Origin of the sequence: Bradyrhizobium sp. AUGA SZCCT0176 (assembly GCF_018130145.1) — a bacterium.
In the GTDB taxonomy this organism is placed as follows: Bacteria; Pseudomonadota; Alphaproteobacteria; order Rhizobiales; family Xanthobacteraceae; genus Bradyrhizobium.
On sequence record NZ_JAFCMB010000006.1, the window covers coordinates 20,910 to 40,047 of the forward strand.

At 63.6% G+C, this 19,138-nt stretch carries 13 protein-coding genes; 8 read left to right on the forward strand and 5 right to left on the reverse strand.

Features of this window, described 5'->3' with window-relative positions; translation table 11 throughout:
* The first annotated feature begins 323 nt into the window (after positions 1 to 323).
* Positions 324 to 701: an Hpt domain-containing protein gene (locus tag JQ600_RS16230; protein WP_212391635.1), complete on the forward strand. Its 378-nt coding sequence runs from the start codon at positions 324 to 326 to the stop codon at positions 699 to 701.
* A gap of 142 nt (positions 702 to 843) precedes the next feature.
* Complete coding sequence (locus tag JQ600_RS16235; RefSeq protein ID WP_212264246.1) at positions 844 to 1,164, forward strand: 2Fe-2S iron-sulfur cluster-binding protein; 321 nt, start codon at positions 844 to 846, stop codon at positions 1,162 to 1,164.
* Between the two features lie 26 nt (positions 1,165 to 1,190).
* Here the strand turns inward: JQ600_RS16235 and JQ600_RS16240 are convergent, their stop codons facing one another.
* Positions 1,191 to 2,297: a S9 family peptidase gene (locus JQ600_RS16240; protein WP_212391637.1), complete on the reverse strand. Its 1,107-nt coding sequence runs from the start codon at positions 2,295 to 2,297 to the stop codon at positions 1,191 to 1,193.
* A complete protein-coding gene (locus JQ600_RS16245; RefSeq protein WP_212391639.1) occupies positions 2,297 to 2,752 on the reverse strand; it encodes a thioesterase family protein in 456 nt (151 codons plus the stop codon). The genes JQ600_RS16240 and JQ600_RS16245 overlap by 1 nt, the downstream gene beginning before the upstream one ends.
* A gap of 179 nt (positions 2,753 to 2,931) precedes the next feature.
* Between JQ600_RS16245 and JQ600_RS16250 the strand changes: the two genes are divergently transcribed.
* From JQ600_RS16250 to JQ600_RS16260, 3 genes are all read left to right on the forward strand, one after another.
* A complete protein-coding gene (locus JQ600_RS16250; protein WP_212391642.1) occupies positions 2,932 to 3,960 on the forward strand; it encodes an NAD(P)/FAD-dependent oxidoreductase in 1,029 nt (342 codons plus the stop codon).
* A gap of 134 nt (positions 3,961 to 4,094) precedes the next feature.
* Positions 4,095 to 5,357 (forward strand): urea ABC transporter substrate-binding protein, encoded by a 1,263-nt coding sequence (gene urtA, locus JQ600_RS16255; RefSeq protein WP_249135946.1) that lies wholly within the window; start codon positions 4,095 to 4,097, stop codon positions 5,355 to 5,357.
* A gap of 181 nt (positions 5,358 to 5,538) precedes the next feature.
* Entirely contained in the window at positions 5,539 to 6,150 is a 612-nt protein-coding gene (locus JQ600_RS16260; RefSeq protein WP_212391644.1) for a DUF2147 domain-containing protein, read from the forward strand.
* 163 nt (positions 6,151 to 6,313) lie between these two features.
* Here JQ600_RS16260 and JQ600_RS16265 read toward each other — a convergent pair whose 3' ends face one another.
* Complete coding sequence (locus JQ600_RS16265) at positions 6,314 to 8,269, reverse strand: hypothetical protein (protein ID WP_212391646.1); 1,956 nt, start codon at positions 8,267 to 8,269, stop codon at positions 6,314 to 6,316.
* A 532-nt stretch (positions 8,270 to 8,801) separates the two neighbouring features.
* Here JQ600_RS16265 and JQ600_RS16270 point away from each other — a divergent pair.
* A complete protein-coding gene (locus JQ600_RS16270) occupies positions 8,802 to 13,205 on the forward strand; it encodes an autotransporter domain-containing protein (protein ID WP_212391648.1) in 4,404 nt (1,467 codons plus the stop codon).
* A 79-nt stretch (positions 13,206 to 13,284) separates the two neighbouring features.
* Here the strand turns inward: JQ600_RS16270 and JQ600_RS16275 are convergent, their stop codons facing one another.
* Positions 13,285 to 14,364 carry a YbhN family protein gene (locus JQ600_RS16275; protein WP_211998902.1) on the reverse strand — a complete coding sequence of 360 codons (1,080 nt, stop codon included), beginning with the start codon at positions 14,362 to 14,364 and terminating at the stop codon, positions 13,285 to 13,287.
* A gap of 1,024 nt (positions 14,365 to 15,388) precedes the next feature.
* Here JQ600_RS16275 and JQ600_RS16280 point away from each other — a divergent pair.
* Positions 15,389 to 17,791 (forward strand): EAL domain-containing protein, encoded by a 2,403-nt coding sequence (locus tag JQ600_RS16280; protein WP_212391651.1) that lies wholly within the window; start codon positions 15,389 to 15,391, stop codon positions 17,789 to 17,791.
* A 138-nt stretch (positions 17,792 to 17,929) separates the two neighbouring features.
* Here the strand turns inward: JQ600_RS16280 and JQ600_RS16285 are convergent, their stop codons facing one another.
* Positions 17,930 to 18,364, reverse strand: a complete 435-nt coding sequence (locus JQ600_RS16285; RefSeq protein WP_212391653.1) for a hypothetical protein — start codon at positions 18,362 to 18,364, stop codon at positions 17,930 to 17,932.
* A gap of 69 nt (positions 18,365 to 18,433) precedes the next feature.
* Between JQ600_RS16285 and JQ600_RS16290 the strand changes: the two genes are divergently transcribed.
* Complete coding sequence (locus JQ600_RS16290; protein ID WP_212391655.1) at positions 18,434 to 19,042, forward strand: hypothetical protein; 609 nt, start codon at positions 18,434 to 18,436, stop codon at positions 19,040 to 19,042.
* The last annotated feature ends 96 nt before the right edge of the window (positions 19,043 to 19,138 follow it).

Below are 19,138 nucleotides of genomic sequence, written 5' to 3' on the forward strand. Positions count from 1 at the left end.
AAACCGGATCTTTGCCCCCACACGGACCGCAGCCGCGCCCCGTCGGCGGCTTGTCCGCTACATCCGCAAACATCCTATTGGTTGAGTGATGCGAATGAAATGGCCGCGATTAAGACATTCTTAATCATCGTTAACAGCTTTGTGGCTTAAGGCCTTACGGATACTCGAAATTCCCGTGGGAGACTGTCCTTTACGGCAACTCCTCGGCGAAAAGTAGGCGAAGTTGCGGCAATTCCGGTGAACGTTCCATTAACCAGTTTCGTGATTGGGTGGCCAAAACGGCCCTGCCTAGATCGGTCCGGCGGGGAGATGTGGGTCAGGCCATGCCGCTGCACCTTGAACGGATACAATGGATGCCATCGCCGCCGCTCGCTCCCGATGACGGTCCGATCGATTTCGAACACCTTAAGCGGATGACGCTTGACGACGCCGGCCTCGAACAGGAGGTGCTGGCGATGTTCGCGGCCCAGTCGGCCAAGCTGATGGCCATGCTTGCCACCGTGCCGGCAGATGCCAATGCGCTGGCCCATACGCTGAAGGGCTCGGCTCGCGCGATCGGCGCCTTCGGTGTGGCGGAAACCGCCGCCCGGCTGGAGGCGGTTCTTGCTGATGGCGCCGATCCGTCCCGGCTTGTTGCCGAACTCGGCGAGGCCATTGCGCGGGCGCGGGCGGCGATCGAGGCGACTCTGCGCCGGTCCTGACGCGAACCTGCGGTCTGACGCCCGACAAACCCCCGCCAAATTAGCCCCTTAGGTTTTCGTCCCGACCGCTAGCGCTGTGCGGATCGACCCGTTATAGGACTGCCGGGGACCCTCCTACCGTATACCGGCAGCACGAGCGATCATGGCCAAAATCCACTTTGTCGACCATTCCGGCGAAACTCGAACCATTGAAGTCGAAAACGGCGCGACCGTGATGGAAGCCGCGATCCGCAACGCCATTCCGGGCATCGAAGCCGAATGCGGCGGGGCCTGCGCCTGCGCGACCTGCCACGTCTATGTCGACGACGCCTGGCGCGAGAAGGTCGGCTCGCCCACGCCGATGGAAGAGGACATGCTGGATTTCGGCTTCGACGTACGGCCGAATTCGCGCCTGTCGTGCCAGATCAAGGTCTCCGACGAACTCGACGGCCTCGTGGTCTCGACGCCGGAACGGCAGGCATAGAGCCTGGTCCAGCTCTGCTGGATGGTTCAGCGCGCTCCGGCGCGCTCCTTTTCGACCAGTTCCTCATCGACCGCATAAGCCGCGCAGTCGGCGGCAGCCTTTGCGCATGCGGCAAGGGCCGCCTCCCGCGCCACGACGGCCGACCGCTGCCCGGCGCGGTAGCCAAAGCTGCCGGTCGGGGACACCGCAAATGCCTTGTGAGGGCTCGCGGACAAATAATCTGCAAAGGCTGAACGGCCTTTTTCACCCAACCGGGGCGGCGGCGAAAGCGCTGCCGGAAGCGGTGCTGCGGCCAGTTCCCGCGTTCCCAGATTCTGCTGGTGCAGGAAGCGATCGACCATCGGGGTCCATAGCGCAATGCCCCTTGAGAAGAGCGTGTGCCCGTCGTCGCGGAACGCAGGGGCGTCGATCAATTCGGCGCGGCCGCCGGCGTCGGTGAACGCCGCGTGCATCCGGTGGGCGAGGTCGGGGCGAAAGAACTTGTCGTTCTCCGCATAGATCCACAGCATCGGAATTCGCGACGTCCGGCCCAGAGCCGCAAATGCCCGGACCAGTGCCGCCTCGTCGCAGACATCGTCATCGGCACGTGAACCGCGACCGCCGGCGAAGCTGATTGCGGCGACGAGGCCGGGCGGCGCAGTGGCGGCGAGCGCGATGCTGGCAAAGCCGCCCGCCGAGGAGCCGACCGCGATCATGCCGCTGGTGGACACGTCGGTGCGGTCCTGCATGGCCCGGATCGCGGCGGCCAAATCTTCGGCAGACGCCCGGGCCGATCGCAAATAATCACGATTGGCGCAGCGACCGTTGCTCTCGGCATATCGGCCGCCGGAGTCGCCATAGCCTCGCCGCATCACGACCAGCGCTGCGAAACCGCGCCGCGCGAATTCGATCGCCTGCCGGTACATTCCATATGGCGACATGGTGGCTCGCGCGGTGTGATCGCGCGGTGCGCCGTGGCTGATCAGCGCCAGCGGAAAGCGTCCGCTGCCCGAGGGCCGCACCAGCATTGCCTCAAGGCCTGCCGTTTCCGCAGCCGCCATCGGAATGCGCAAATCCTCGCGATAGAATCCATCGGCCGCGGCGGGCTGCATCGTCGCGGAGACGATCAACACCGCCAGCAGCGCGACGCGCATTATCGTCCGTCCATTCCGCGCCGCAGCCAGCGCTGGAAGTTTCCGATGATCTCCTCGGTCAGCGGTGTCGGCTTGCGGGTGGCCTCATTGAGCAGCACCGATACCGATTGTGCCGAGGCAATGCATGTGCCTTCGGCAAATACCACCTGGTCGAAGGTCACGGAGGTGCGGCCGAATTTCACCACCCCTAGTCCCATCTCGATGGTGCCGGGCCAGCGCAGCTCGGCGCGGAAATGCATGTCGAGCCGGACCATGATCCAGGTGACGCCGTGCGGCATCAGCCCGTAACTGCGATCCTTCATCAGCGTGACGCGGCCGGTTTCGAAATAGGTCGCATAGACCGCGTTGTTGACGTGCTGGTTGGGGTCGAGGTCGGCGAAACGCACATTGTCGGTCAGCCGGTAGGGGAAATCCTCCAGGCGCGGCGTTGAATCGAGGCGGGCAGGGGCGTTCACGGGGCGGTCTCCGAACGTTTCACGTTGTTACAGCCCAGTTACCCTGCTCCGGCAAGGGGTTGAGGCGAAGGCCACCTGCCATATTATGGCTTTCCTGTTCCACCGGCGTTGGCTAGACAGACGCTGCCCCAGAAGCGCCGCCCAGGCCATCGGCGCGGTCCAACCGAAAAGAAGCTGAGATGAGCGAAGCGATCAAAACCGATGTGCTGATTATTGGTGCAGGTCCTTGCGGACTGTTCGCCGTGTTCGAACTGGGCCTCCTTGATATGAAGACGCATCTGGTCGACATCCTCGACAAGATCGGCGGCCAGTGCGCCGAGCTCTATCCGGAAAAGCCGATCTACGACATTCCCGGCATTCCTTTTGTCACCGGCCAGGGCCTCACCGACGCGCTGCTGGAGCAGATCAAGCCGTTCAATCCGACCTTTCACCTCAACGAAATGGTGGAGACGATCGAGAAGATCGGCGATCCGCTCTTTCGCGTCACCACCGACGCCGGCCAGGTGTTCGAATGCAACGTGGTCGTGATCTCCGCGGGCGGCGGCTCGTTCCAGCCCAAGCGCCCGCCGGTGCCGGGCATCGAGGCCTATGAGGGCACCTCGGTGTTCTACGCGGTGCGCAAGATGGAGCAGTTCCGCGACAAGAATATCCTGATTGTCGGCGGCGGCGATTCCGCACTCGACTGGACGCTCAATCTGCACCCCATTGCCAAGCGCGTGACGCTGTTGCACCGGCGCGATGATTTCCGCGCCGCTCCGCACAGCGTCGAGCAGATGCGCGCACTGGTGGCTTCCGGAAAAATGGACCTGAGGATCGGTCAGGTCACCTCGCTTGAAGGCGAGGGCGGCAAGCTCTCGGGCGCCATGATGAAAGGCAACGACAACGCGGTCTCGAAAGTCGAGTGCGATACGATGCTGCCGTTCTTCGGGCTGACCATGAAGCTCGGACCGGTTGCGAACTGGGGCGTTGCGCTCGAGAACAACCTGGTGCCGGTCGAAACCGCCGCCTTCGAGACCAATGTATCGGGCATTTTTGCGATCGGCGACATCAACACCTATCCGGGCAAGCTGAAGCTGATCCTGAGCGGATTCCACGAGGGCGCGCTGATGGCGCAGAAGGCGCACCGTTACGTCTACCCGGACAAGCGCCTCGTCTTCCAGTACACGACCTCGTCATCGAGCCTGCAGAAGAAGCTCGGCGTCAACTGACAGCCGGCGCATCCGACGAAAGTGTTTGACTAAGAGTTCGACTGACGTTCATTTACAGCAGCGCCCCTGAGCTGTCCCATTCGGAGAGCACCGTGAAACGTTGGTCGAACCGAGTGAGGCGGTGCGCGGTCACCTTGTTGTTGTGCGTCCTGCTGCCGGCGGCGGGTAGCGCCCTTGGTGGCGAGAGTTCGGACGACACCATCAAGGTCGGCGTCCTGCATTCGCTTTCCGGCACCATGGCCATCAGCGAAACCACGCTGAAGGATACCGTCCTCTTTCTGATCGACGAGCAGAACAAGAAGGGCGGCGTGCTCGGCAGGAAGCTCGAGGCGGTCGTGGTCGATCCGGCGTCGAACTGGCCGCTGTTTGCGGAAAAGGCCCGCGAGCTGATCACCAAGGACAAGGTCGCCGTCGTATTCGGCTGCTGGACCTCGGTGTCGCGCAAATCCGTGCTCCCGGTGTTCAAGGAGCTGAACTCGATCCTGTTCTACCCCGTGCAATACGAGGGTGAAGAGAGCGAGCGCAACGTGTTCTACACCGGGGCGGCGCCGAATCAGCAGGCGATCCCCGCGGTCGACTACCTGATGAAGCACGAGAAGGTGAAGCGCTGGGTGCTGGCCGGCACCGACTACGTCTATCCGCGCACCACCAACAGGATCCTCGAAGCCTATCTGAAGTCGAAAGGCGTCGCGCAGGAAGACATCATGATCAACTACACGCCGTTCGGTCATTCGAATTGGCGGATGATCGTGGCCGATATCAAGAAATTCGGCTCGGCCGGCAAGAAGACGGCTGTTGTCTCCACCATCAACGGCGACGCCAATGTTCCCTTCTACAAGGAACTCGGCAACCAGGGCATCAAGGCGACCGACATTCCGGTTGTCGCGTTCTCGGTCGGTGAAGGCGAACTCGCCGGCATCGACACCAGGCCGCTGCTCGGCTATCTGGCCGCCTGGAACTACTTCCAGTCGATCAAGGATCCGGCCAACGAGAAGTTCATCAAGGCCTGGCAGGCCTACACCAGGAATCCGAAACGCGTGACCAACGATCCGATGGAAGCGCACGTCATCGGTTTCGAAATGTGGATCAAGGCGGTCGAGAAGGTGAAGTCGACCGACGCCGACAAGGTGATCGACGCGCTGCCGGGCATCGAAACTCCAAATCTGACCGGTGGTATCGCGAAGATGCTTCCGAACCATCACATCACCAAGCCGGTGTTCATTGGTGAAGTCAAAATCAATGGTCAGTTCGACGTGGTGTGGAAGGCACCGGGCCTGGTGGCCGGCGATGCATGGTCGAACGAACTCGAGGGCTCCAGGGACCTGATCGGCGACTGGGTTGGCAAGAAGTGCGGCAACTACAATACCAAGACCAACAAATGCGGAGGCAGCCATTGAAGCCGGTTTGCGTATCGAGCCGGTTCCTGGCTCTTGCCGGTGATGATTCCAACGAAAATATGACCGAATGGCCGCGGCGCGTTCGCCGCGGTCTCGCGTTCGTCCGTCCAGGCACTGGAACCGTCCGCGAAATGGCCTTAGTCTGCGGCCATTCATTTTGTGAATTAGTCAGGTGATGACGATGCGAAGTGCGCTTTCTGTGGTTCGACTGATATTGCCGATCGTGATGGGGCTTGCGTTCGTTTGCGACCTTGCGGCGCAAACGGCGGAGCCGTCAGCCGCCGGGCTGTGGCAAAAGGTCGAGAAGGGCAAGCCGGTCGGATGGTTTTTGGTGGTCGATCGCGACGGCATCTATGAAGGCGCGTTTGCCAAGCTTTTTCCTGAGCCAGGCGATGCTCCCAATCCGGTCTGCTCAAAATGCACCGACGATCGAAAAGATCAGCCGTGGCTCGGGCTCTCCTTCATCCGCGACATGAAGCGAGACGGACTGAAATACGAGAATGGCAATGTGCTCGATCCGCGCGATGGCAAGATCTACAAAGCCAAGATGACGGTCAGCCCCGACGGACAGACTTTGACCATGCGTGGCTATCTCGGCTTCTCGCTATTGGGCAAGGATGAGATCTGGACCCGGCTGCCGGACTCCTCGATCGCTTCGCTCGATCCGGCCATCATCGCGAAATATCTGCCGGCACAGGCGGCGGCGATGAAGCAGCCAGCTCCGAAAGCGCCTGTCGCAAAGAAGACGACGGCGCCCGCGCCTGCACCTGGAGCACCTGCCCCCGCGCGTTGAGCAAAACTGCTGGAGGAGATGATTCGGCAAAGCATGCCCTCGGGCCACGACCCGATGGGCGGCACCGGTTGTCCCTTGCGACAAACGCGAAACGTTTGCGCGGAGATCACGCTCAACCAAAATGATAGAGCGGGATGACGATCCGAAGAAAAGTCATCGAACGCTAACGCGTCCCCGGCAATATCGGGATCGGCGATACCGGCTGCGAAATCACTTCGGGCACGGCGGCATCCAGTTGCAGCACGGCGGCCGCGGCCGGCAGCGCCGCGTCCGCCATCGCGGCGTGGCCTTCGGCGGTGGGATGCACGGCGCCGCCATACACCGCCGACAGAACCCCCCAGGTCGCGTCGTGGATGTCGGCAGGCTGCTGCGACGACGGCAAGCCCAGCGGATAGGTCATTGCCGCGAAGTAGCTGTCATTGGCGTCGCGGATCCAGCGCGCGCGCGGCAGATAGGCGCGATATTCGCCGGCGCTGCGGCCGCACAGCATTGGCTGGCTGGCGGCGGTGACGATGTCGGGATCGAAGCTCTCGCCGCGGGCCGAGAAACATTGGCGATCGAATTCGGGATCGCTCTCCGCACGCGCGCAGAAACCGTGGTTCGCAAACGTCGCCTGATGCGCATCGACAAAGGTCATGCGGTCGGCGCGCGGGTTGCGGCACAGGATGCCGGATTGGCACAGCGCGAGCGCCTTCAGCTGCGGCAGGAATTCGCCCTCGACGAAGTTCGAGACGGCGGCGAGCCGCTGCGGCTCGGCGTTGAACGAGGGGTGAATATCGAAGCCCGCCCGTCCGCCGGGGCACGGCGTGCCGTTATTGGCCAGCGTCGGGTTGGCGTAGGAGGTGTAGACGACGCGCGACATATCGCCGACCAGCGGCTTCAGCGCCTCGCGCAGCTTGGCGAATCCTTGCGGGAGGTCCCGCATCAGCGCGCCGCGTGCCTCCTCGACCGATGCCAGCACGCCGCTGCGCCGGAACAGGGCGCGCTCCGTCGCCGTGTCGACGATCACGTCGGCGACGAGCCCCGAAAAATAAATGTCGTTGGCGCCGACCGACAGCAGCACCAGATCGAGCTTGCGATCGGGCTGGCGGCCTTTGGCCGCCGTGACGGCTTCGCGCAGTTCAGCGAGCTGGGCGTTGACCGTGCCCCGGCAACTGCCCGATTTCGACGGCGGGCAGTCACGGGCGCGCTGCGAGCCGAACAGGCCGTCGGCGATGGTGGCGCCGGTGCAGGCCAGCGGCAGATACGTCACCGCTATATGCGGAAACTGTACGGCGAGCGCCAATGCGGTCCGCGTCTGATAGCTGTAGAGCGAGCGGTGGCAGGCTGCATTGAGCCAGAGCGCGCTCTGCCGCTGCCAGACGGCCATCGTATCCGGGGCTTCACAGGCCCGTCCGCCCTTATAGCCGGCGCGGCTTGGACGGTAATATTGTGAGGCGGCCGATCCCAGATAGGAGCGGAAGCAAAAGCCATCATCGGACAGCGCGATAGGCCGGTCCGGATTTCCCTCGCCGGAGGCGACGCTGTCGCCGAGGCCCGCGATGAAGATGTCGCGCACCGAGATCTCGGTGGCGACGCGCTGGCCGCCGTCCGAGCCGGCGGAGACATCGACGCTGGCCACGGTGGTACGTCCATAGCGGACCCTGAAATTGACCGGCTCGGCGCAGTCGAACGTGGATCCCTGTGGTCCGTCGCCGTCGTCGAACGACCAGGCGCAGGTGGCGCCGACCGGAACCTGTCCCGTCAGGCGGACGGTGATCGGATGATCGATTGGCGTCAGATAGCTTTCCTTGACGTTGTCGCGGGTGCAGGGCTCGCTGACACGGCCGGCAAGATCGATGCAAAGCCGGTTCACGGTGTTTCGTGCCCAGCCGCGGCCGTCGCTTTGCAATCCCAGCGCCTGTTCGGCGGCCAGAACGCTGCGGCCGCGGCTAGCCTCGGCGTGCAGTTGGAAATCCCGTTCTTCACGGAACAGCCGGAAACGGTTGCGGACCTCCCAGTAAATCTGCATGGCGCCTTGGGGCGCGGTCTGCGCTTCCGCAGGGGGAGGCGATAGCGCCGCCAGCGCGCCGGCGAGCAGCGCGACTGATACTATCGATCGAGGTAAAATACCGGCCATGGCGCGTTTGACGTTAGCGGTAAGGCAGAAATAAGAGAATGAGGCAGCGCTAGCTCAAAAGACCATATGACGCAGATAACGTCGCTGTTACCGGCATGTGGCATCGGGCGGGCGCCGTCAGTTGAACCATTTCCAGGACCGGGCGGATCTTGACCGGTTGCCGCCGCTTCCCGGCTGCGTTCCAGACCTTGCCCGGCACGAGCTTCGTCATCGATGGCGCCGCCGCGTCGCGCGATGCAGCGCTCGCCCCGGCGCGGTGAGGGCAGGGGCATCGCCCACTTTTTCCGCAGCTCACGAAGGCCGCCGTGACGCGTCATTGGCGCGGATTTTGTGACACCTTCTCATTCAGCGCAGGGCGCGCCCGGCAATTGTGTCACCCCTGCCACAGGTCCCCGTGATTGTGCAGCCGCGCCCGGCGCTTGGGAGTTCCGGCCATTGCGGCCACTGGGCATCTCTCTAACAGTGATCTGCCCGGAACGGTGTCCGGTGGCGGGATCGTACGATTCGGCCGGAATCGGGACTGGGAATGGGAATGAGCATACTGGCGCTAGGTGGCGCGCGAACCCGGCGGCTGGCATCGCTGCTGGGGGGGACGGCGCTGGTCAGCGTGGCGGCGCTGTCGATGTCGGTCACCGACGCGAGCGCGGCGTGCACGACGCTCTTCACGGGCGTCGTGGATTGCCTCGCCAATACAACCACCACCAACAACACGAACACCAATGGCGCCACGAACCCGTCCAGCGACCGGGTTCAGGAATTCAACAACTTCACCAACATCACCTCCACCATCGCCGCGACAGTCGACGGCTATGGCCTCCAGCTCTCGCTCACCAACGCCGGGTCCAACTCCATCGGCGTCATCAACAGCGGCACCGTCACGACCAATCAGAACGTCAATGCTCTGGAGCTTAATGGCAATGGCGCGCTGGTCGGCTATATCGGCACCGGGACGGTCTCAACCACCACCGCCGGCGGCGGCAATGCCATGGCGTTTACGAACATCGGCGCCGGCGGCGTCACGGTCATTAACAACGGCGTCTTCAGCTCGGTCAGCAATTACGGCCTTTCGATCGACACGACGGGGGGCAGCACCGGCACCATCACCGTTACTGGAACCGGCACCATCTCCGGCGGCTTCGGCGGCATCTACGCAGCGGCAGACGGTGTCGCCACCGTCGATATCACCAGCGCCGGAGCTATCTCCGGCGGCAACGTTCCCAACGGCATCGGCATCTTGGCCGGCTCGGGCGGAGGCAATGTGCTCGTTGCCACCGGGAGCACCGTCTCCGGCTTCGACGCCATCATCGCAAACACCAGCGGCACCGGCACGATGACGGTCACCACCGGCGGTGCCATCACCGGCACCTCCGGAGTCGGTATCAGCACCGTCGCGGTTGACGGCGCCACCACGATCGATGCCGGACACGACGTGACCGCCGGCAGCGTAGCTATCCGGACATTCGGGAACGGCAGCGGGCTGGTCGACATCAATCATACTGCCGGGACCATCACCGCCGGAACGGAGGGGATCGCTGCATCACAAACCGGCAGCGGCGCCATCGACATCAGCCAGACCGGCGGTGCGCTCAACGCCACGAACAGGGCGGTACTCGCGTTGATGACAGGCAGCGGCAACGTGATCGTCTCGCTTACCGGCGGCACGGTCGGCAATGTCAGCGGCAATGTCGTCAATACCTCGGCCACGACAGGAACGACCACGATCACCAGCGATGTTAACCTCACCTCGACCGGCGGTAGCGGCATCAGCGCGACGTCGACGACGGGCACGATCAACGTCAATGGATCCGGCGCCATCAGCGGCCTAATCCGCGGCGTCGAGGCAACGGCAAGCGGCGCCGGCAACATCAATGTCACGAGCTCCGGAGCGATCGTCGGTGGCGCTGCCAGGGGAATCCACGCGCAATCGACCGGCGGCAACGTGCTCGTCGCGACCGGGAGCACCGTCTCCGGCGCCGACTACGGGATAGTGGCTTTCAGCAACGGCAGTGGCAGTGGCACGGTGACGGTCACCACCGGCGGCGCGGTCACCGGCACGAGTCTGGCGGGTATCCTCACCAGTGCGGTGAACGGCACCAACTCAGTCAATGTCGGCCACGACGTGACGGGCGGGTTCTACGCTATCTTTTCGACCGGCAACGGCAGCGGACTGATCGACATCAATCACACCGCCGGGACCATTGCCTCCGGAACGATCGGTATATTCGCTCAACAAACCGGCACCGGCACCATCGACATCAGCCAGACCGGCGGCGCGCTCAACGGCACGGGCTACGCCGTAGCCGCTGAGATGCAGGGCGGCGGCAACGTGATCGTCTCGCTCACCGGCGGTACGGTCGGCAATGCCAGCGGCGATGTGATCGGTACTATCGCCACCACGGGCACCACTACGATCACCAGCAACGTCGGCCTTACCTCGACCGGCGGACACGGCATCAGGGCGACGTCGACGACGGGCACGATCAACATCGACGGAACGGGCGCCATCAGCGGCCAGAGCAACGGTGTCTCTGCATCGGCCACTGGCGCCGGCACCGTCAATGTCACCAATGGTGGCGCTATTGTCGGCGTGACCAGCATGGGCGTCGGCGCCGGTTCGTGGGGCGGCAACGTGCTCGTCGCCACGGGGAGCACCGTCTCCGGCGGCATCATCGGGATACGGGCCGTCACCATCAGCAGCGGCACCGTGACGGTCACCACCGGCGGCGCGGTCACTGGCACGAGCTTCGTGGGCATCTCCACCAGCGCGCAGAACGGCACCACGTCGGTCAATGTCGGCCACAACGTGACGGGCGGCAGCAACGGTATCCGGTCGTATAGCGTCGGCAACGGACTGATCGACATCAACCATACCGCCGGGACCATCGCCGCCGGATTGACGGGCATCGAGGCAGTTCATGATGGCAGCGGCACCATCGACATCAGCCAGACTGGCGGCGCGCTCAATGGCGCGACGAATGCCGTCTCCGCGGCGACGACGGGCAGCGGCAATTTGATCGTCTCGCTCACCGGCGGCACGGTCGGCAATGCCAGCGGCCACGCGGTTCAAACGTCTGCCACCACCGGTTCGACCACGATCACTTCAGGCGTTGCGTTGACGTCGACGGCCCAGGACGGGATCAACGCCACCGCGACCTCGGGCAATATCGCGATCACCAACAGTTCTGTTGTCACCGGCGCAACCAACGCGGTGTTCGGCAGCACCAGCGGTGCCTTCAACATCACCAACAACGGCACGCTCAACGGCAATGTCAGCGTGACCGGCTCGAACGCGGCCTCGACATTCGCCAACAGCGGTATCTGGAATGCCGGCACCGGCTCGTCGCAGTTCAGCGGCAGCCTCAACAACACCGGCACGGTCAATGTGCAGAACGGCGCGGCCGGGCAGGTCATTACCTTCGCCGGCAATTACTCCGGCAACGGCGCCTATCGCGTCGACCTCGATGCGGCCGGCAATGCCGATCGCATGAACATCGGCGGCACCGCCAACCTGACCGGCGGCTCGGTGAACGCGCTGTTTCTGCCCGGCACCTATGTCAGCCGCAACTACACGATCCTCTCCGCGACCGGCGGGCTCGGCGGCACCACCTTCACCGGCGGACTAACTACCACCGCTCTGCCGGCAGGATTTACTGCGTCTCTGAATTACACATCGACCGACGTGCTCCTCGATCTGGCCGCGGTCCTCGGCATCAGCGGCAATTTCAGCCAGAATCAGCAGAATGTCGCCAGCACGCTCAACAACTACTTCAACAATGGCGGCGCGTTCCCGCCGGGATTTGTCACGGTGTACGGCCTTACGGGATCGGCGCTGGGTAACGCACTGACGCAATTGTCCGGCGAGTCGGCCACCGGTGCGCAGCAGGGCGCGTTCCAGCTCGGCACCGGTTATCTGTCGCTGCTGACCGACCCGTTCTCGACCAATCGCGTTAGGGCCGATGGCGCTATCGGGTTCGCGCAAGAGCCTTCCTCAGGGCGGCCGTCCTCGGCGCTGCCATCATCGGTGCGCTCGGCCTTTGCCGCCTACACCAAGGCGCCGCCCGCGGCCTATGCGCCGCGCTGGGACATCTGGGGCGCGGCGTTCGGCGGCGCCAACCAGACGCGCGGCGAGGCGGTGGTCGGCAGCAACGATATCTACACGCGCGCCGGCGGCGTCGCAGCCGGTGCGGACTATCGCATCTCGCCCAATGCGCTGATCGGCCTCTCGCTGGCCGGCGGCAACATCAACTGGTCGCTGACCGGCAACGGCGTCACCGGCGGCGGCAACAGCGATACCTTCCTCGCCGGGCTCTATGGCAAGTACAACGCCGGACAGGCCTACCTGTCGGGCGCGCTGACTTACGCCAACTACTGGACCTCGACCAACCGGACCGTGACGGTGGCGGGCCTCGACCAGCTCAAGGCCGACTACAACGCCCGGGCCTTTGGCGGCCGCATCGAGGCCGGCTATCGCCTGCCTGTGGCTTACGCCAACATCGTCTGGACGCCCTATGGCGCCGCGCAGGGCCAGAGCTTCAGCACGCCTGGCTACGGCGAGACCGCGGTCACGGGCTCCAACCAGTTCGCGCTCAACTTCGCCAGTCGCATTGCGACCGCCTTTCGCGGCGAGCTTGGCGTGCGCCTCGACAAGACGATGGCAATCGACAATGGCAGCCAGCTCAACCTGTTCGGCCGGTTCGCCTATGCGCATGATGCGATCAGCAATCCCGCGGCGGCGGCCAACTTCACCACGCTGGGTCTCGGGGCGGCCCCGTTCACCGTTTACGGCGCGAGGCCCTCGCGCGATCTCGCACTGACGTCAACAGGTGCGGAGTGGCGGCTTGCCAACGGGGTCTCCTTCCTCGCCAAGTTCGACGGCGAGTTCGGCGATCGCTCGCAGACCTACACGGCCACGGGACGCCTCCGCTATACCTGGTGATGATCGTCAGCCCGTTTCCGGCTTCGGAGTGCTTCGGCCGCAGCCGTACAGCCGAATGTTCGGGAATCCCGGATATCTGTTACCGTTTCGCTCGCTTGAGCGGCTGCCTGACCGGGACCTCCGCCGTGCGGGGCTGTTCGGTCATCTGGCGGCTGGCCTCCTCGTTCCGGCGGCGCTCGTACCAGGGTTTTAAGACGCTGAGCCAGAGCTCGCGCGTTCCCATGATCCAGATCGAGATGCCGAAGGGAATCAGGAAATACAGGATCCGGAACACCACCAGCGTCGCCAGCAATTGCTCCTTGCCGAACTGCGGCAGCGCCACCAGCATCGCGGCGTCGAACACGCCGATGCTGCCTGGCGCGTGGCTGGCGAAGCCAAGCAGTGTTGCGAGGATGAAGACCACCGCCAGCGAAACGAAATCGATATGGGGCTGCGTCGGCATCAACAGATACATCGCCAGCGCGCAGAACCCGAGATCGACGACGCCGATCATGACCTGCAGCAGCGTCAGCCGCGCCGAGGGCAGCACTACTTTCCAGCCGTTCTGGCCGAGTTCGCGGCGGTTCTCGCCCATCACCAGCCAGAGGAAATAGGCCGCGATGCCGGCGAGGCAGCCGAGCGCGATCAGCCGGTTCACCGATGGCGGCAGCAGATCCATGGCCGTCGCCGCTTCGGGATGCCAGGCCATGCCGATGCCGAGCACGAACAGATTGCCGAGCCAGAAGGTCAGGCCCGAGAGGAAGCAGATCTTGGCGACATCGATCGCGGTCAGGCCGTAGTCGGAATAGATCCGGAAACGGATCGCGCCGCCGGTAAAGACGGTGGCGCCGATGTTGTGGCCGATGGTGTAGCTGGTGAAACTCGACAGCGCGGCGATGCGATAGGGCACGTGCGTCTTGCCGATGGTTCGCAGCGCAAAGAAATCATAGAAGGTCAGCGTGAAGAACGCGCCTACCACGCACAGCGCGGCCAGCGCGATCCGATGCGGCGCGATCTCCGTCAGGGCGGTCAGAATGATCGCAGTGTCGACCCCCTTCAGGGTGTTAACCAGATGGGTGACCGCAAGGATGATGATGAGGAGACTCGCAACGATCCCTAGCCGTTTCCAGCCGATCTTCTCCTTGAAGCCACGCCCAAGCGTGGTCAGCAGCCGATGCATTCATCCTCCCGGCGGGATGGCAAAAGAAAACCTGTCAAAAGCGGCGACAGGGACGGTCAGACGCACCGTGCGCGAAGACACATAAGCCAAAATCGAACCGTTGTGCAGCCCTTGACAAGCCTAGCTTCTGCGTTCGTTCGGCAACCCTGTCATACGTCCTACATATGCGGCCGCGTTAACGATTGTGAGTCGCGGCCAGGCGTATTCCCAACGCTCTCTTGTAAGCGCCGTTCCGCTGTTACCGGGGCCCGCCCCGCGTAGATCGGCTTGAGGAGGGGCCGCGGTTTCGCATTCCCAAGCCGAGGGACGGTTATTGGGAGGCATCACGACCATGAACGGCTTGTTCATCCCGAATTGCGGACATCTAGTATTACGTGAGAGACAACTCGTGAAAGCGTCGCCGCCGAGAACGCGGCCGAAAAGCAGCTTAAACGGGGCTTTTTGTGTCATCTCGACGAAACAGGCGCATGCCCGGAAAGGTGCTTCCGCTGCGGGGGGGCCGATGGGCACGGCGGTCAATTGCCCGTCGATCGACGGCATCATCCAGAAGGCCGAGGAAGTCGTAAGGCGAGGTCGCGGCCGTGCTGGATGCAACGCTGAGCAATGTCGCCCTACGCCGCTGCGCCTGACGAGATCTCGCTATGGCTGCCTGATCGCCCGGGTGTGGAAGCTGCCGCGCGACCACGGTGCTGGCCGAGCCCACGGTTGGTCTGCAGCTGATTTGTCCGGTCCATTGAGGCAAAACGCCGCGCGTGAAAATCGCGCGCGTTCTTGCGTCAGGGGCTGCGATTCTGGCCGGCGTGCCACTGCCGGTGCGGGTACTCACTGCTTGGGAATCACTTCACGGGTGGCCGTTTGAGGCCGCGCTCGGTCGATAACGGGAATCACCGGGTACCGGCGGGAACCCGCAACCGGCACGCGAGGACGCCAAGCATTTATTCACCATCGAACCAGACGAAACCGCGTCGGTTACCCCAAATGCACCATTAGCGTCGTCATTACAGACCGGTAGCAGGGGTCTGTGATGTATCAAGTTCTGAATTGCCTGGTCACCGAGCATGATTTGCGGCTGGTTGTTCTCGCCGGCATCATTTGCTGGCTCGCCAGCGCGGTAGCGATCAGCCTGTTTCATCGCGCCAGGGCGTCGCAGGGACGAACCCGCGCGATCTGGGTCGGCCTTGATGCTGCGGTCGGCGGCTGCGGAATCTGGGCCACCCATTTCGTGGCGATGCTGGCCTACGATCCCGGGGCGGGGGCCGGATACAATATTCCGGTCACCCTGCTGTCGCTGATCTTTGCCGTCTCGATCGCCGCGGTCGGCCTCAGCGTTGCCCTGCTCAACGACCGCCGGTCGACGCTCGCGATGGGCGGCGCGATTGTCGGCGCTGGCGTCGCAGCGATGCACTACACCGGCATGATGGCGCTCGAGCTTCCGGCGCGCATCGTCTGGTCGCCCGGCATCGTGCTGGCATCCGTTATGCTCGGGAGCATGTTCGCAGGCCTGGCGCTCGTTGTCGCCGCGCACCGGGATGACCGCAAACACACCTTGGCCGCCACGGGCCTGCTGACGGTCGCGATCGTTTCCCACCATTTCACGGCGATGGGCGCCGTGACGCTCGTTGCCGATCCGACCCTCGTCACCGACGAATTGACGATCTCGCCGGGCGCGCTTTCCTTTCTGACCGCCGTGGCCGCGTTCGCCATTCTCGGCATATCGTTCGTAGCGGCGTTGCTCGATCGCCGCTCAAGCAGCGAACTGCACCAGCAGAAGGTCCTGCTCGACTCGGCCATCACAAACATGTCGCAGGGACTTTGCATGTTCGATGCGGACGGCCGCATCATGCTGTTCAACCTGCGCTACAGCGAGATGATGGATCGGACCAACATGCCGCTGCAGGGCCGTTTGCTGGTCGACGTTCTGCGGGATCAGAAATCGATCGGAAAATGGGACGGCGATCCCGAAGAATTCTTCAACATTGTGGTGACCGCGGCGAAAGCCGGCGAGAGCCTGAACCGGGTCGTCAGCCGAAACGGACGTTCAATCCGCGTCGTCGATCAGCCCAAAGAGGGCGGTGGTTGGGTTGCGACCTTCGAGGACATCACCGAATGGCAGGCGGCCCAGGAGCAGATCACGCATATGGCGCGCCACGACGCGCTCACCAATCTGCCGAACCGGACGCTGTTCCGCGAGCAGCTCGAGAAGGCGCTGCGCCTCGCCAAGCGCAGCGATCAGCTCGCGGTGTTCTGCCTCGATCTCGATCATTTCAAGGAAATCAACGACTCGCTCGGGCATCCGGTCGGCGACGCCCTGCTGAAGGAAGTTGCCCGCCGGCTCGGCGAATGCGTCACCGAGCACGACACGGTGGCTAGACTTGGCGGCGACGAATTCGCGGTCGTGCAGTTCTGCAGCGACTGCGATCCGTCGGCGGTGGCCTTGCTTGCCAGCCACATCGTCGAGAAGATCGGGGAGCCCTACGATATCGGGGGCCACCAGCTCGTCGTCGGCGTCAGCATCGGCATCTCGCTGGCGCCCGAGGACGGCAAGAACCCCGACGAACTGCTGAAGAAGGCCGATCTCGCGCTCTATCGCGCCAAGGCGGACGGCCGCGGCACCTATCGCTTCTTCGAGAGCGGAATGGATGCCCGCGCCCAGGCGCGGCGCATTCTGGAACTGGATCTGCGGGCGGCGCTGCAACGCGACGAGTTCGAGGTCTATTATCAACCGATCCGCGACGTCGCCAGCGACAGCGTCGTCGCGTTCGAGGCCCTTGTACGCTGGAATCATTCGCTCCGCGGGATGATCGCGCCGGCTAATTTCATTCCGCTGGCGGAGGAAACCGGCCTGATCATTCCGCTCGGCGATTGGGTGCTTCGGCAGGCCTGCGTGGACGCCGCAGGCTGGTCCGAGGATATCACCGTCGCCGTCAATCTTTCGCCGGTGCAGTTCAAGAATCCGAACCTGATCTTGTCCGTGAAGTCGGCGTTGCAGGCCGCCGGTCTTCCGGCGCATCGCCTCGAACTGGAGATCACGGAATCGGTGCTGTTGCAGAACAGCGAGGCGACACTGGCGGTTCTGCACGAGCTTCGCGGGTTTGGCGTCAGGATCTCGCTCGACGACTTCGGAACGGGCTATTCGTCGCTGAGCTATCTGCGCAGCTTCCCGTTCGACAAGATCAAGATCGACCGCTCGTTCGTCACGGAACTGGCCACACGCGACGATTCCATGGCCATCGTCCGCGCCGTGACCGGATTGGGCAAGAGTCTCGGGATCGTCACCACGGCGGAGGGTGTCGAGACGGAGGCCCAGTTCGATCTGCTGCGCCGCGAAGGATGCACGCAGGCCCAGGGCTATCTGTTCAGCAAGCCGCGTCCCGCCGCCGAGGTGGCCGCGATGCTGTCGAAGCCGCGCGCGCGCATCGTCGCGTAATCGCAGAGCGTTTTCGAGCGAAGCATGCCCTCGGACTTGATCCGGGGGTGGATACCGGTTCGCGTAGCAATCAAGTTTACGCAGATTGCGTAGACTTATCTGCGGTAGAAAACGCGTCAAAAAGAATCGGGTTTGAAGTTACGCTTTACGCAGCGCGAAATGCGCGCCGCAGAATGCCATCACGGCGCCGAGGCATAACGCCGCAAGACCCGAAAGCACGCCCGAAATCGTCGGGATCGGGCTCGGCGCGGAGGCTGCCTGGCCGGCGCCGGCCAGGATCAGCACGCCGACCGCGATCAGGAACTGGCGCATCCGCTGCGGGATTTGGCCGGACACCGCACTGTGCATCAGATTGGCGGTGAAATAGCCGCCGCAAAACCCGACGCTCGCAATCAGCCACCACGCAATGGCCGCGCCCGCGGGCATGAATTCACGGGTATCGGATCGCCACAGGCCGCCGAGATCGAGGCCGTAGCGTGCGCCGAGCATGTGAACGGCAAGCGCCAGCAGCACCCCGGATATCATCGCGCCGGCCAGAATCAGGCGTCGCGGAAAATAGGTCGTATCGGCCATGGCCTGCTTGTAAGGTAAAGCCGGCTGGCCGCGCAAGCTGCGCGCTCGGCCGCTACCGGGATTTTTGAATTGCCAACCTCACTACCGGACAGGACGGAGACATCGGGCGATAGCGCGCCCGAAACCCGCTATGTCTACAAGGCGTCGCTGATCGGATCGGCGCATGAATTCAAGCTGACCGATGCCGGCTTGTCCTGGCATATCTCGGGCAAGTCCGGTGTCTGGGGTTACGCCGACATCGCGGCGATCCGCCTCAGTTACAAGCCGTCGTCGATGCAGTCCCGCCGTTTCCGCGCCGACCTTCAGGGCAGGGATGGTGGACGCATCACCATTCTCTCGACCACCTGGCAAACCGTCTCGCTGATGGTGCCGCAGGATCGCGACTATCGTGCCTTCATCACCGAGTTGCATCGGCGTATGGCGAACGCGGGCAGCAAGGCCGCGTTGATCGCCGGTATCGGACGGATCACCTACGCCGCGGCCCTTGCGATGGTGACGTTGCTCGGCATCGCGATGACCGGACTTCTGGTGCGCGCGTTCGCGACCGGTGAATGGTACGGCGCGTTGTTTCTGGTTGGCTTCGTCGCGCTGTTCAGCTGGCAGATCGGCGGCTTCATCAAGCGTAACCGGCCGCGCGCTTACGACTTCGATCATTTGCCGCAAGCATTGCTGCCGTAGTTTCCGCAATCAAGCGCAATCAAATGTGACTTTGCGAGGCGCGCCGCATGCGGCAACGTGCCAATGCGTTCCCCGCGGTTGGATGAGCATTGCTGC

What these genes read in the sequence shown, in the direction of transcription:
- JQ600_RS16285 (WP_212391653.1), bottom strand. Translation starts at nt 18,364, where the DNA reads ATGGCCGATACGACCTATTTTCCGCGACGCCTGATTCTGGCCGGCGCG.
- JQ600_RS16260 (WP_212391644.1), top strand. Translation starts at nt 5,539, where the DNA reads ATGCGAAGTGCGCTTTCTGTGGTTCGACTGATATTGCCGATCGTGATG.
- JQ600_RS16275 (WP_211998902.1), bottom strand. Translation starts at nt 14,364, where the DNA reads ATGCATCGGCTGCTGACCACGCTTGGGCGTGGCTTCAAGGAGAAGATC.
- JQ600_RS16235 (WP_212264246.1), top strand. Translation starts at nt 844, where the DNA reads ATGGCCAAAATCCACTTTGTCGACCATTCCGGCGAAACTCGAACCATT.
- JQ600_RS16230 (WP_212391635.1), top strand. Translation starts at nt 324, where the DNA reads ATGCCGCTGCACCTTGAACGGATACAATGGATGCCATCGCCGCCGCTC.
- JQ600_RS16240 (WP_212391637.1), bottom strand. Translation starts at nt 2,297, where the DNA reads ATGCGCGTCGCGCTGCTGGCGGTGTTGATCGTCTCCGCGACGATGCAG.
- JQ600_RS16265 (WP_212391646.1), bottom strand. Translation starts at nt 8,269, where the DNA reads ATGGCCGGTATTTTACCTCGATCGATAGTATCAGTCGCGCTGCTCGCC.
- JQ600_RS16250 (WP_212391642.1), top strand. Translation starts at nt 2,932, where the DNA reads ATGAGCGAAGCGATCAAAACCGATGTGCTGATTATTGGTGCAGGTCCT.
- JQ600_RS16280 (WP_212391651.1), top strand. Translation starts at nt 15,389, where the DNA reads ATGTATCAAGTTCTGAATTGCCTGGTCACCGAGCATGATTTGCGGCTG.
- JQ600_RS16270 (WP_212391648.1), top strand. Translation starts at nt 8,802, where the DNA reads ATGAGCATACTGGCGCTAGGTGGCGCGCGAACCCGGCGGCTGGCATCG.